The sequence below is a fragment of the Streptococcus sanguinis genome, from assembly GCF_050223295.1.
Lineage (GTDB): Bacteria > Bacillota > Bacilli > Lactobacillales > Streptococcaceae > Streptococcus > Streptococcus sanguinis_X.
In genome coordinates this window covers 2124003-2138133 of sequence record NZ_CP071424.1, presented here as the reverse complement: position 1 = coordinate 2138133, position 14131 = coordinate 2124003, and the positions used below count along the sequence as shown (strand labels likewise).

The following is a 14131-nucleotide window of genomic DNA, read 5'->3' as shown; positions in this document are numbered from 1 at the left end:
AGAAAAGAGATGTTCTTATGGTAAAACGATTCATTAGTTCAAATGCTTCAGAAATTTTAAGTATGACTGCGCCGGAGCTGAAACAGAGTATCAAGGCCAGTGAGGGCCGCGTTATCCTGTCTGAAAACGTAGCTTTTAAAGAATCTTATATCGGTGATGTGACCAATGCAGAGATTGCTCGGTCTTTTGGTGCTGACTTGATTTTGCTGAATGGGATTGATATCTTCCAGCCTTTTGTAGCTGGTCTGGACGCCAAAGAAGATTTTATTGAGGAACTGCACCGCTTAGTGGGCCGTCCTATCGGTATCAATCTAGAGCCGGTGGACAGTCAGGCTCAGATGGCAGGAGAACGCCTAATCATCAATGAGGGGCGTCAGGCTAGTCTAGCGACCATTCAGCGAGCAGAAGAGCTGGGCGTTGACTTTATCTGCCTGACGGGTAATCCGGGAACTGGTGTCACCAATCAAGCCATTATTGACACCATTCGAGTGGTCAAGGAGAATTTTTCAGGTCTGCTGATTGCAGGCAAAATGCATGCTTCGGGTGTGGATGAGCCGGTAGCAGACCTAGAAGCAATCGCTCAATTTATCGAAGCTGGTGTTGATATTGTCCTAGCACCGGCAGTCGGCAGTGTGCCAGGCTTTGATGAGCAGGACTTGAAGCAGATTGTCCGACTGGCCCATCAAAAGGGGGCTCTGGTTATGAGTGCTATCGGTACCAGTCAGGAGAGTGCTGATGAGGATATTGTCAAGCAAATGGCTATCCGCAACAAAATCTGCGGTGTAGATATCCAGCATATCGGAGATTCAGGCTACGGCTGTCTGGCTCCGGTTGAAAATATCTTTGCCATGAGCAAGGCTCTCAGAGGACAGCGCCACACCATTTCCATGATTTCACGTTCGATTAATAGATAGTAAAATGAGATAGACTTTTAAGGGGGAAGCTCCTAGAAAGCCTATCTCTATTTTTTATAAAAGAAAGACCGAGATTCTTGTCTCGGCCTTTATAGGTTTCCTTTTTTATCTAAAAATTCATGATAGACACAGAGACTGACTGCAGAGCGGGCGATGCTGTATTTAGAGTAGGGGATAATGACAATCTCTGCTTGTTTTTGTTTTGGAAAGAGAGGTACTTCCTGCTCTAACTGAGCCAGGACCTGTTCGGCAATAACCGGATAGGAGAATATTTGGCCGTCCAGATAAATCCTTTCGCTATCAATAAGCTGGCAGAGGTTGGAAATGGAAATGGCTAGATAGCGGCAAGCAGTATGAATCAACTCAATGCTGCCCAAGTCTCCTAAGCGATAGGCGGTCATCAGGCTTGTCAGATCAATGTCATTGACGTCCTCTACAAGGGTCTTTAAGAGCGAGGTCTGGGATGCCTGATACAGGATAGCTGCTTTATCAATCAGAGCGCTTTCGCTGGCATAAACCTGCAGGCAGCCGTGCTTGCCGCAAGGACAGCGCTCGCCTTCAGGATTGATGACGGTATGCCCCACCTCCCCGATAAGATAATTTTCCTGACTGTAAATGCTACCCTTGTACATGTAAGAGCAATGAATACCTCTGGCGACATGATAGACGATAAAATTACTGTCTGTCGGATGATAGCTAAAGAGGCGTTCAGCCATTGTCAAACAGTGGGACTTATTGGCGAAGTAGACAGGGAGGTCAAAGGCTTCTTGAATAGTCCGCAGGTTAATCTGTCCCCAGTGGGGGTTTTTAGAAATGATAAAAACACTTTCAGAGAGATTCACATGTCCCGGTAGTCCGAGGGCAATCGCTGAGATGGAGTATTTGCTATTCTTTTTCAGAAAATCTTGAATCAGCCGGATAATTTCCTGGTCAGACGGGCCGCCTGTCACCTCAACCTGATAAGTCCGAATGCTGCTTTCTACAATCTCACCGGTATTGTCAGCGATGACCATAGCCAGCTGTTTTTCAGAAATCTCAAACCCCAGATAGTAGCGGCTATGAGGTGCAATATCCAGCAGGGTTTTCTTGCGGCCTACGCTCTCGTCATTGAGCTCGCCCAGCTCCAGTACCAAGCCTTCCTTGATCAGTTCATTGATGATGCTGCCAGTCGTGGCTGGTGTAATTTGAGTTTCTTTTGAAATATCAATCCGAGAAATCGGTCGTTTGGCATAGAGCTGATCCAGGACAGTTGCCCTTAGCTCGTTTTGTTTTCTAGTTCGTGTCATCTTGTTTCCTCTGCTGCTATACTATCAAAAAAAGCTAGAAATCTCAAATGTAAGCGTTGACATAGTACAGAAAAATAGTTATAATGTTTATAGAATATTAATAACATAGTGAAAAATATTCTTTTTTTGGGTTTTTGTTTATATATTAAAAATAAATAGCAAGCGTCGTTGCAGGCTAGGTCAGATTCATAAAGGAGGATGCCGATGGAAACAAAACAAATTATGTTAGTCTGTGCGGCTGGGATGAGTACCAGTCTCATGGTCAATAAAATGCAGAAAGCTGCAGAGGAGCGAGGCTTGGCTGCAACGATATTTGCGGTGCCAGTGTCAGAAGCAGAAGACTATCTAAGCGAGAAAAAGGTTGATGTCCTTTTGCTGGGGCCTCAGGTCCGCTATCTGTTGGAGGATTTGCAGGAAAAACTAGCTTCAAAAGGCATTCCGGTGGATGTCATTCCTATGACGGACTACGGAATGATGAAGGGGGATAAGGTCCTGGATCTGGCAGAGTCGCTCATGAAGTAGGTACTCCTATGGAAAATAAAGATTCCTTAGAGGTCGCTATGACCCTCATTATGTATGGCGGAGAGGCCAAGTCTTGTGCTATTGAAGCCATTGCAGCAGCTAAAAAGCAGGACTTTGACCGAGCTCAGGAGAGACTGAGTCAGGCTCAGAAGGCCCTGCTGCAAGCCCATCACGCTCAGGCTGAAATGCTGAGCAAAGAGGCACAAGGAGAAAAGACAGAACTTAGTTTATTTATGGTACATGGGCAGGATCATCTCATGACCAGTATCGCCTTTGTTGATTTGGCAAAGGAGATTGTTGATTTGCATAAAAAATTTGATGAATAGGAGAAATGCAGATGAGTAGTTTGGTTGATAAATGGCAAGCGCGTCTCATGCCTATTGCCAATAAAATCGGCAACCAAAAATTTCTGGTTGCCCTGCGGGATTCCTTTATTGGGACCATGCCTGTGATTATGACGGGCTCTTTCGCTCTCATGGTCAACGCCTTTCTATCTGACTTGCCAGGACAGTTCGGCTGGACCTGGATTTCCTCTACCTTCCAGTGGCTGATTGATATTAACTGGCTGGTATTTAAGGGCAGTATTCCTATCGTTACCCTCTTGTTCCTCTTTACCTTCGGGGTCAATATCGCTAAAATTTACAATACTGATAAGGTGTCTGCCGGTCTGGTAGCTGTTGCTTCCTACATCATTACCATTGGTGGTTCAGTTACTAAAACCTTTGAGTTGGCTGGCAAAACACCGGGGCTGAGCAAGGCGATTTCAAAACTTCCAGAGCTAAAACTTGACGGCAGTAACCTGTCTGTGACGATTAACAGTGTCATTCCAGGTGACCAGATTAGTGCGCGTGGCTACTTTACTGCTATTCTAATTGGTTTTGTATCTGTCATCATCTTTTGTAAGGTCATGAATCGTAACTGGACGATTAAACTGCCAGATTCTGTTCCGCCAGCTATCATGAAGCCATTCCTGTCTATCATTCCGGCTGCGATTGCCATGTATGTCGTGGGGATTGCGACCTACCTCTTTAATCTGGTGACAGGCGAGCTGTTGATTGACTGGATTTACAAGATTTTGCAGGCACCGCTTCTCAGCTTGTCTCAAAGCTTCTGGGCTGTACTGCTCATTGTCTTTCTCAATAAGATTTTCTGGTTCTTCGGCCTGCACGGCGGTAATGTGCTGGCACCAGTCATGGCCAGTCTCTTTGGTGTGACCATGCTGGCCAATCTGGAAGCTTATCAGGCTGGACATGCGATTCCTTACATGTGGACGGATAATTCTTTCGGTGCTTTTGTCTGGTTTGATGCGATTGGAGTTGCCATTGCCATTCTCTGGCAATCTCGGAACAAGCACTATCGTGAAGTGGCCAAGTTAGGAATTTTCCCAATGGTCTTCAACATCGGTGAGCCAGTCATGTACGGTCTGCCAATCGTTTTGAATCCAATTATGTTTATTCCATACGTCCTGACGCCAATGGTCATGGTAACAGTAGCCTACTTTGCAACCTCTATGGGCTTGGTTGCGCCGGTTACTCAAAACGTCACCTGGGTCATGCCGCCGATTCTCTACGGTTTCTTTGCGACAGCCTTCGACTGGCGGGCAATTATTCTTTCGCTGGTTAATATCGCTATTTCAACCGCTATATATCTGCCCTTTGTCAAGATGGCAGATAAACAGGAGGAGCTTGGATAGATGGCAAAATTTGAAATTAAAGAAGAATTTTACTTGGATGGCAAGCCTTTTAAGATTTTATCGGGAGCTATTCAGTATTTCCGGCTTCATCCAGACCAGTGGCGAGATACCCTTTACAATCTCAAAGCTCTAGGCTTTAATACGGTAGAAACCTATATTCCTTGGGCATTGCATGAGCCTCAGGAAGGTCAGTTTCAGGCAGAGGGCATGCTGGATTTTGAAGCATACTTCAAGTTGGTTAAGGAGATGGGGCTTTATCTCATTGTCCGTCCGACACCTTACATCTGTGCAGAGTTTGACTTTGGCGGCCTGCCGGCTTGGCTCTTGAGATATCCTTCGATGCGCCTGCGGGTCAATCATCCGCTTTTTCTGGAAAAGGTCAGTCATTTTTATGACTGGCTCTTTCCCAAGCTTCTGCCCTATCAGAGTGATCAAGGCGGTCCTATCCTCATGATGCAGGTGGAAAATGAATACGGGTCTTATGCCGAGGACAAGGCCTACATGCGCAGCATTGCACAGATGATGAAGGTACGTGGCGTTACAGTTCCCCTCTTTACCTCTGACGGGACATGGATAGAGGCTTTGGAGTCTGGAACCTTGATTGAGGATGATATTTTTGTGACGGGGAATTTTGGCTCCCAACCCAAAGAAAATACAGACAATCTACGAGCTTTCATGGAGCGCTATGGCAAGAAATGGCCTCTTATGTGTACTGAGTTTTGGGACGGCTGGTTCAGCCGCTGGAGCGAGGAAATCGTTTGGCGAGAGGCAGAAGATTTGGCCCAGGATGTCAAAGAAATGCTGCAGCTGGGCAGCATGAACCTCTTCTTACTGAGAGGTGGGACAAACTTTGGTTTTATCAGCGGCTGTTCAGCCCGCAAGACAAAGGATTTGCCGCAGATTACCTCCTATGATTTTGACGCACCCATTACTGAGTGGGGGCAGCCGACTGAGAAATACTACGCTGTTCAGCGGGTGACCCACGAGGTCTTTCCAGAGCTTGAGCAGATGGAGCCTATTAGCCGACAGGCCAAGGCCTATGGCAGTTTTCCACTGCTTGGAACTGCAAATCTGCTGGATGTGGCAGCAGACATCACAGAGGAAATTCTGCTGGATTATCCGCAGCCTATGGAGCAGATTGGGCAGAATCATGGCTATATCCTCTACCGTTCCGATATCAAAAATCAATACCATGAGGAAAGGCTCAAGGCCTTGGAGACTCATGACCGCTGCCATTTCTATGTCAATCAGGAGCACCTAGCTACCCAGTATCGGGAAGAAATCGGTGATGAGCTGCTCTTCTCGGCTAATACCGAGCGGATTCAGATTGATGTGCTGGTGGAAAATATGGGGCGGGTCAACTATGGTTACAAGCTGGGCGCACCCAGTCAATCCAAGGGAGTCAAGGGCGGTATCATGATTAACCACCAGTTCCGAAAGGGTTGGAAGCATTATGCGCTCAAGTTTGACCAGGAAATGCTGGCCAAGTTAGACTGCTACTCAGCTCCACCTGAAAGAGTCAAAGCACCGACCTTCTATCGCTTTGAAGCAGAGTTGGATGATATCGCTGATACCTTCATCGACTGCTCTAAGTATGGGAAAGGCTGTATTTCGGTCAACGGCTTCAACCTTGGCCGCTACTGGAATGAAGGGCCGATTCACTATCTCTATGTGCCGTCTGGCTTGCTCAAGGATAAGAATGAGTTTATCGTCTTTGAAACAGAAAATGTCAAGATTGAAGAGTTGACCTTACTTGACCATCCAGTCTATAAGAAATGAGGTGTTGCGATGAAATATATGACAATCGGGAATGAACTGGAAGGAGCCAGTCAGCTGATTTTGGGTTGCATGCGACTAGCAGAGCATGATCCTAAAGAGGTCGTTTCCGTTCTTGAAACAGCGGTAGAAGTGGGAATTAATTTCTTTGACCACTCAGATGTCTATGCTGGCGGCCAGTCTGAAACCAAGTTTGCACAGGCTCTTCGCTCGGCTAAGATTCCCCGGGACCGTGTTCTCATCCAGTCCAAGTGCGGACTGCGGGATGTTCATACCAACTACCATTTTGACTTTTCTAAGGATTATATCATCAGCTCGGTTGAAGGCAGCTTGGAGCGCTTGCAGACGGACTATCTGGATGTGCTCCTCCTGCACCGGCCAGATGCTCTTGTGGAGCCGGAAGAGGTGGCTGAGGCTTTCTCACAGCTGCACCAAGCTGGGAAGGTCCGCTATTTCGGAGTCAGCAATCAAAACCCTTATCAAATGGAGCTGCTTCAGAAGAGTGTGGAGCAGCCCTTGATTGCCAACCAACTACAGTTTGGTCCAGCCCATACTCCGATGCTGGACGCTGGGCTCAATGCCAATATGCTCAATCCTTTAGCAATCGTTCGGGACGGTAGTGTGCTGGACTATTGTCGATTGCATCATATCACGATTCAGCCTTGGTCACCATTTCAGGTTGACTTGAACCAGGGACTTTTTATGGAGCATCCTAAATATACTCAGCTTACAGAAACTCTGCATGCCTTTGCGTCAGACTATCAAGTTTCTTTTGAAGCCTTAGTTCTCGCCTGGATTTTGCGTCATCCAGCACAAATGCAGCCGATTGTTGGCTCCATGAATCCACAGCGAATTCGCTCAATGGTGGCTGCTTTTGATATTGAGCTCTCTCGAGCTGACTGGTATAAGATTTATAAGAGCGCGGGAAATCCTCTGCCCTAAGCTTGTTTTTGCAGGGAGATTATTTGTTATTCAGAATCAATGAAGCCTAAGACCAGCGAATCGGTCTGCATATTTCATTGATTAAGCTCGACTCTGCACCTTATGAAAGGAGAATGATATGAATAATAAGTTTTCTTGGCAAGGCCTAGCAAAATCTGCTTCTGCTGCCAAGTATGGAAGTGGCTTGCTGCTATGTGTTTCCCTCTTGTCCTTAGCAGCTTTGACAGCTGTATCAAGAGTTGAAGCAGAAGATGTTGCGCCTGCCCCTGCCGCAGTAGCTGAAACGTCGGCTTCTCCAGCAGCGCAAGCAAGTCCTGAGGCTGAAAATCCAGCTGTGGCTGAACCCCAAGCAGCTCCTGCAAATCAGGCTGAATCAGCTGCAGCCGCTAGCGAGTTGCCAGCCAGTCAGGTCATGTCTGATGAGCAGAAGCAGCGCGCCATTGCTCAGATGGGAGCCAATCAAGGGGATGTCTGGGTTTGGTCGGAGGAAAATGTCGTTGAAGAAAATGGGGAGCGTCAAAAACGCGGTCCTAATGGCGGTCCTGGCCAATTTAATGGCGGAGCCGTCGTGTTAGGTGGCCGTCCGACATATGATCCAGCGGCTGATTGGTACTACCTTGCTTATAAAGGCGAAGGGATGACCGACGAAGAAGCACAGGCTGTCTTTGACAAGGAACGCGGCAAATGGATGAATGAATTTGATCCTTGGGGCGTTGTGATGGAAATGACGGACAATAAGGCCAGCAATGCTTGGGCGGATATTCGTAACATGCAGGCTTTCGTGCTCCGGAAGGGCTCCAATGTTTGGGAGAAAATTGTGGATCACCCTCAAGGAGTTCAATGGGTTTCTCAATTCAAGGGAAATATGTCCAGCAACGTAGGAGATGCACGTCAGGAAGCCTTGGCTGGCGGGGGAACAGCTATTGAGGTATTACCTAAGCAGGATCGGGTTGCCCACTGGGGCTCTGATCAAGCCCGTGATATTCCGAATCCTCAAAACATTCGGGCTGTTTTAGTTTCTGTAGAAGCTCGTATTTCTGAAAAATCTGATCCAGATGCCAAGCTTGGTATTCAAGTTGGTGGTGACTGGAAATTTGCTGAAGAAGTGAGCAAGCCGCTCTGGTATCCAGGAGCTGGTCTGGCTGGTATTCAGCGACTGACCAAGGATTGGGCGCGTTATTATTTTGTCAGCCTCACTGGTATTCAAGATGCAGTTGAAGAAAGGGCCATTTCACAAGATGAGTTTATGAAGAGTATCGTACCGTTGGCCGATATGGAGCAGGCCTCTCAAAATCAAGCCCAGCAGCAAACTCCTGCAAGTCCTGATTCAAAGAGTAGCCAGGTGGAAAATCTAACCTACAAAGCAAACGGCCAGACGGACCCTCAAGCATCGTCTCAAGAGCCAACTCTTCAACAAGCTTCTTCCAAACAACTACCTAAGACCGGCAGCCAAAGCAGTCTATTGACCAAACTGCTTGGACTCGGGCTCTTAGGGCTTGGTGCTGCCTTCCTTGGCCTGAAGAAAAAATCTTAGGTCTTGCAAGCTAGAGAAAAAATAATCAACAAAAAAGCAACAGCAGTTTCTAGCTGTTGCTTTGTGTTTGATTTAGGCTTTGTACGACAGTCTGTCCAAGATTAGGTGCTTGCGCAGCGGGCGGACCGCAGACAGGCTCTTGGTATTTTTGAGTAAAGCGGCATCTTGGGAAGTTGGAGCAGCCCCAAAATTTCTGACCAGCCTTAGAACCTTTGGCTGCTGTGCGGAGCACCAATCCATGCTGGCAGCGAGGACAGATCTTTTCTGCTTCTCTACGCTGTTTATTCTGAGCAATGCTATTAATATGGCGCTCTTTGATGACCTGCTTTCGCTTAGTCAGGGGCAGGAGCATACGATAGAGGTCGTCAATCTGCTCGGGCGACAGGTAGGCTTGACTTTGGCAGGCCTGCTGGTTGATTGCCCCAATCACTTGCCAGGTCTGAATAACCTTATGCCTGTCACTGTTTAGATGGATTTCCTTAAGCTGACAGTCATTGCTAAAGACGATATAGGAATATAGATTTGGCGTGTATTGGTTGAGATAGTAGCTGAGCCATTTGAGATGGACTTTATTTTGAATAATGGGATTGAAAAAAGAATGCTTGTAGGATTTTCCTCGGCCTCTGGAAAGAACCTGAGTCCAGTATTGCTGATTTTCTGAGCCGAAAATCCAGCCCTTGTAGTTTTTGGACTCAAAAATGTAAATTCCAGACGGGTGAATCAGCAGGGCATCAATCTCAGTGGTAGTGCCATCTTCTTTGAAGATATAGAGATTGTACAAAATCTTTTTGTAGCCATAGAGTTGGTTCAAGACCTGACCAAGCTGGTACTCTCCCTGTTTTCCCTTGTTATATTTGAGTTCCCAAGGGGCAGTCTGGGTTTGCTGGAAATAGTCAGGCTCGTGGCTTTGGCTGGACGGCCAATCCGAGTCCGTATCTTCCCTGTCTTCAAGTAGCTTATAACTGATAAAAAAGACGATGCCAAAGACAGCCACAAATGCGACGAAAAAGAATCCAAACATTTCCTAATCTCCCTTAAAATCCCTAATTCGAGTATAGCACAAAATAAAGAACGAAAGATTTTTATAAGTGTAAAAACACAGTAATTGAACAATAGATTAAAATATGTCTAAAAATAGAAAGCTATCCTTTAAAAACTTATTTTTCCAAAAACACCTCACAAACCTAAAAAATCATGTATAATAAAAAGACAGGAAAAGAATAGGAGTTATCATGTCTCAGGAATTAATCAGTGTTATCATCCCTGTTTACAATGTTGAGCAGTATTTAGCAGAATGTGTGAACAGCGTCTGTCGTCAGACCTATCAAAATCTGGAAATTATTCTAGTCAATGATGGTTCAACAGATGCTTCTGGTCAGATTTGCCAAGAGCTAGCTGATCAGGATGCGAGGATTCGTCTTATTCATCAGGACAATCAAGGCTTGTCCGGTGCCCGCAACACAGGGATTGAGCACTCTAATGCAGATTATTTGATTTTTGTTGATTCGGATGACTGGCTGCCTGAGCAGCATGTTGCCCGCCTCTATAAAAAGCTCAAGGAGTATGATGCGGACATTGCCATTGGTCACCACTGTAGTTTCCGTGCTGAGGATTCAGCCTTCCTCTACTATTCGACAGAGCATTTTGAAACCCTCTATACGCGAGAAGAGATAATCGAGGAGTACCCTAGACGTCGCATGCTAGACGGTGTCTTTCTCTGTGCCTGGGCTAAGCTCTATAAGCGTGAGCTCTTTGATACAGTGCGCTATCCAGTCGGCCGAGTGGCCGAAGATGCCTTCACAACTTATAAGCTGTACCTTCAGTCAGAGAAGATTATCTACCTCAATGAACCGCTCTATTACTATCGCTTGCGGCCAAATAGCATCTCCATGACTTGGAATGAGCAGTGGTTCCGAGATTTGATTATAGGTTTTGAGGAGCAGCTAGCCATTTTGGGTAAGCTGGGCTATGACCTGAGCTTCTACTACAAATACTACACTTTCCTGCTCCAGTATTGTCGCGACAGCGCTGCAGCTGTCGGTATGCAGTCCAGTCGGGTCTATCAGGAAATTGAAAGTAAACTCCAACTATTTGGAGAATAAATAAAACAAGCCATCTTCCAACTGCGGGGTTGACAGCGTGGCTTGTTTTTTTGTGAGATTACCAGATGCAAGGAAAAACTCGGTATCTAACCTTTTGGCAATAAGCTTAATTTTTCCCAAAGTGATTGCCTAAAGCTTCTTCTTCTACTCTAAGTCGAATGCTATATCCTAACACGAGTAAAATAAGACTGATAATGATTATCAGAGGATTTAATGAGGTAATCGATAGGCCAAGGATAGACAAGATACTGCCAGTATAGGCAGGATTTCTTACAATAGAATAAGGGCCATGGTCTACTAATTGTTGACTATCGGTTGTTTGAACGGCCAGTGTAAAGTTTTTTCCGAGATAATTCACAGCGTAGATCCGCAATACGAACCCTGCTAGGGAGATGAGGATTCCGAGATAGATTGTGAGGCTTGGTAAGTGGGGGATAAAGTCGAAAAATTGCCCGTTTATCAAGAATATACAGCAAATAACACTTCCGATGATAATGTAGCGACTTCCTTTGTCTGCAGTATCATTTACATTGTTTGACTTAGTTTTATTTTTAATCCACATTTCTGTGCTAATAAAAATAACAAAGAAAACATAAGTGAAAATAGTTTGTAAATTCATGATTATTCCTCCGGTCAGAATTATACAACTTTTAATTTTAGAGGTCAATCAGAGACTAACGCTTTAGAGATGAGTTATAGTTTTTGTCAGTGAAAACTGGATTCCGTCTTTAAAAATCCCTTGAAAATGGTATAATAGAAACAGTACAAAAAATGGAGAAAAGAATGGCTTATTATAATCACAAAGAAATCGAACCCAAGTGGCAGAAATATTGGGCAGAGCACCATACATTTAAGACAGGTACGGACAAGGACAAGCCTAACTTTTATGCGCTGGACATGTTTCCTTACCCATCAGGAGCGGGACTCCATGTAGGGCATCCGGAGGGCTACACAGCGACAGATATCCTCAGCCGCTACAAGCGGGCTCGGGGCTATAATGTCCTCCACCCTATGGGCTGGGATGCCTTTGGTCTGCCAGCTGAGCAATACGCTATGGATACAGGCAATGACCCAGCTGACTTTACAGCAGAAAATATTGCCAATTTTAAGCGCCAAATCAACGCTCTTGGCTTCTCCTATGACTGGGACCGGGAGATCAATACAACTGACCCTAACTACTACAAGTGGACCCAGTGGATTTTCACCAAGCTTTACGAAAAAGGCCTGGCTTATGAAGCTGAAGTGCCAGTAAACTGGGTTGAAGAGCTGGGAACGGCTATCGCCAATGAGGAAGTCCTGCCAGACGGCACATCTGAGCGCGGTGGTTATCCAGTTGTGCGCAAACCTATGCGCCAGTGGATGCTGAAAATCACGGCCTATGCAGAACGTTTGCTCAATGACTTGGAGGAGCTGGACTGGCCTGAGTCTATCAAGGATATGCAGCGCAACTGGATTGGTAAGTCAACAGGTGCCAATGTAACCTTCAAGATTAAGGACACAGACAAGGACTTCACTGTCTTTACGACTCGTCCGGACACCCTTTTTGGAGCGACCTATGCTGTTTTGGCTCCAGAGCATGCTCTCGTTGATGCCATTACAAGTGCAGAACAAGCCCAAGCAGTTGCAGACTACAAACACGCAGCCAGCCTCAAATCCGACCTAGCTCGGACTGATTTGGCTAAGGAGAAGACCGGTGTCTGGACAGGAGCTTATGCCATTAATCCTGTCAATGGCAAGGAAATCCCCATCTGGATTGCCGACTATGTGCTTGCAAGCTACGGAACAGGAGCCATCATGGCTGTTCCTGCCCACGATGAGCGCGACTGGGAGTTTGCTAAGCAGTTTGATTTAGAGATTATTCCTGTTTTAGAGGGGGGCAATGTTGCTGAAGCTGCTTACACAGAAGACGGTCCGCATATTAACTCTGGCTTCCTAGATGGCTTGGACAAGGCTGCCGCTATCGAAAAGATGGTTGCTTGGCTGGAAGCAGAAGGTGTCGGAAATGAAAAAGTCACCTATCGTCTGCGCGACTGGCTCTTTAGCCGTCAGCGTTACTGGGGTGAGCCGATTCCAATCATTCATTGGGAAGATGGTACTTCAACATCTGTCCCTGAAAATGAACTGCCACTTGTTCTGCCTGTAACCAAGGATATCCGCCCTTCTGGTACCGGTGAAAGCCCTCTGGCCAATCTGACTGATTGGCTGGAAGTGACTCGGGAAGATGGTGTCAAAGGACGCCGCGAAACCAACACCATGCCTCAATGGGCTGGTTCCAGCTGGTATTACCTGCGTTACATTGACCCGCACAACAATGAGAAATTAGCAGACGAAGACTTGCTCAAGGCTTGGCTTCCAGTTGATATTTACATCGGAGGTGCGGAGCACGCCGTGCTCCATCTTCTCTACGCTCGCTTCTGGCACAAGTTCCTTTATGATATCGGAGTGGTTCCGACCAAAGAGCCTTTCCAAAAACTCTTTAACCAAGGGATGATTCTGGGGACTAGCTACCGTGATAGTCGCGGTGCCCTAGTGGCGACAGACAAGGTAGAAAAACGCGATGGTTCTTTCTTCAATATCGAAACTGGAGAAGAGTTGGAGCAGGCGCCTGCTAAGATGTCTAAGTCTCTGAAGAATGTGGTCAATCCAGATGATGTAGTAGAGCAATATGGTGCCGATACGCTTCGTGTCTATGAAATGTTCATGGGGCCACTAGATGCTTCAATCGCTTGGAGTGAGGAAGGTCTGGAAGGCAGCCGTAAGTTCCTTGATCGGGTTTATCGTCTCCTTAACTCTAAGGAGCTGGTCACTGAAAATAGCGGAGCTTTGGACAAGGTCTACCATGAAACGGTCAAGTCTGTCACAGAGCAGATTGAGGAGCTCAAGTTTAACACAGCCATTGCCCAGCTCATGATCTTTGTCAATGCAGCCAACAAGGAAGAAAAGCTCTATGTCGAATATGCCAAAGGCTTTATCCAATTGCTGGCGCCTTTTGCACCGCACTTGGCTGAAGAACTCTGGCAGGCAGTCGCTCAAACTGGCGAGAGCATTTCCTATGTAACTTGGCCAACTTATGACGAAAGCAAACTGGTCGAAGCAGAGGTCGAAATCGTAGTTCAGATCAAGGGTAAAGTCCGTGCTAAGTTAGTCGTAGCGAAGGACCTGAGCCGAGAGGAACTGCAGGAAATCGCCCTGGCAGATGAGAAAATCAAGTCTGAAATCGCCAGCAAAGAAATCGTCAAAGTCATTAGCGTGCCAAATAAATTGGTTAATATCGTGGTGAAATAATTAGTTTGTTACAGCACTATAGTGAATTTAGAGAGGAGTCGTTTAAAACGGCTCTTTTTTCAATGCTTTTCTTCTCT

12 protein-coding genes are annotated in these 14131 nt (G+C 46.3%); 9 read left to right on the top strand and 3 right to left on the bottom strand.

What is annotated here, in order from left to right:
• The first annotated feature begins 17 nt into the window (after window positions 1-17).
• Window positions 18-914: a PEP phosphonomutase gene (locus J1C77_RS10490; protein ID WP_002923092.1), complete on the top strand. Its 897-nt coding sequence runs from the start codon at window positions 18-20 to the stop codon at window positions 912-914.
• Window positions 915-1003: 89 nt separating this feature from the next.
• Here J1C77_RS10490 and J1C77_RS10485 read toward each other — a convergent pair whose 3' ends face one another.
• Entirely contained in the window at window positions 1004-2200 is a 1197-nt protein-coding gene (locus tag J1C77_RS10485) for an ROK family protein (protein WP_002923093.1), read from the bottom strand.
• A 204-nt stretch (window positions 2201-2404) separates the two neighbouring features.
• On the opposite strand from J1C77_RS10485, the gene J1C77_RS10480 reads away from it, so the two are divergent.
• The 6 genes from J1C77_RS10480 (at window position 2405) to J1C77_RS10455 (ending at window position 8667) form a co-directional block, all read left to right on the top strand.
• A complete protein-coding gene (locus tag J1C77_RS10480) occupies window positions 2405-2722 on the top strand; it encodes a PTS sugar transporter subunit IIB (protein ID WP_004188921.1) in 318 nt (105 codons plus the stop codon).
• Window positions 2723-2730: 8 nt separating this feature from the next.
• Window positions 2731-3048, top strand: a complete 318-nt coding sequence (locus tag J1C77_RS10475; RefSeq protein WP_002898520.1) for a PTS lactose/cellobiose transporter subunit IIA — start codon at window positions 2731-2733, stop codon at window positions 3046-3048.
• 5 nt (window positions 3049-3053) lie between these two features.
• Window positions 3054-4415, top strand: coding sequence for a PTS sugar transporter subunit IIC (locus tag J1C77_RS10470; protein WP_002896670.1), 1362 nt, complete (start codon window positions 3054-3056; stop codon window positions 4413-4415).
• Complete coding sequence (locus J1C77_RS10465; RefSeq protein WP_002923094.1) at window positions 4416-6194, top strand: glycoside hydrolase family 35 protein; 1779 nt, start codon at window positions 4416-4418, stop codon at window positions 6192-6194. It abuts the gene before it with no gap.
• 9 nt (window positions 6195-6203) lie between these two features.
• A complete protein-coding gene (locus J1C77_RS10460; RefSeq protein ID WP_002923095.1) occupies window positions 6204-7133 on the top strand; it encodes an aldo/keto reductase in 930 nt (309 codons plus the stop codon).
• 118 nt (window positions 7134-7251) lie between these two features.
• Window positions 7252-8667: an LPXTG cell wall anchor domain-containing protein gene (locus J1C77_RS10455; protein ID WP_002923096.1), complete on the top strand. Its 1416-nt coding sequence runs from the start codon at window positions 7252-7254 to the stop codon at window positions 8665-8667.
• A 49-nt stretch (window positions 8668-8716) separates the two neighbouring features.
• Here J1C77_RS10455 and J1C77_RS10450 read toward each other — a convergent pair whose 3' ends face one another.
• Entirely contained in the window at window positions 8717-9688 is a 972-nt protein-coding gene (locus J1C77_RS10450) for a nuclease-related domain-containing protein (RefSeq protein ID WP_002923098.1), read from the bottom strand.
• A gap of 211 nt (window positions 9689-9899) precedes the next feature.
• Between J1C77_RS10450 and J1C77_RS10445 the strand changes: the two genes are divergently transcribed.
• Window positions 9900-10769 carry a glycosyltransferase family 2 protein gene (locus tag J1C77_RS10445; RefSeq protein ID WP_002923099.1) on the top strand — a complete coding sequence of 290 codons (870 nt, stop codon included), beginning with the start codon at window positions 9900-9902 and terminating at the stop codon, window positions 10767-10769.
• Between the two features lie 106 nt (window positions 10770-10875).
• On the opposite strand, the gene J1C77_RS10440 is transcribed toward J1C77_RS10445, so the two are convergent.
• On the bottom strand, window positions 10876-11388 hold the full coding sequence (locus J1C77_RS10440; protein ID WP_002923101.1) for a methyltransferase family protein: 513 nt from the start codon (window positions 11386-11388) through the stop codon (window positions 10876-10878).
• A gap of 164 nt (window positions 11389-11552) precedes the next feature.
• On the opposite strand from J1C77_RS10440, the gene leuS reads away from it, so the two are divergent.
• Window positions 11553-14054, top strand: coding sequence for a leucine--tRNA ligase (gene leuS / locus J1C77_RS10435; RefSeq protein WP_042763138.1), 2502 nt, complete (start codon window positions 11553-11555; stop codon window positions 14052-14054).
• Window positions 14055-14131: the final 77 nt, after the last annotated feature.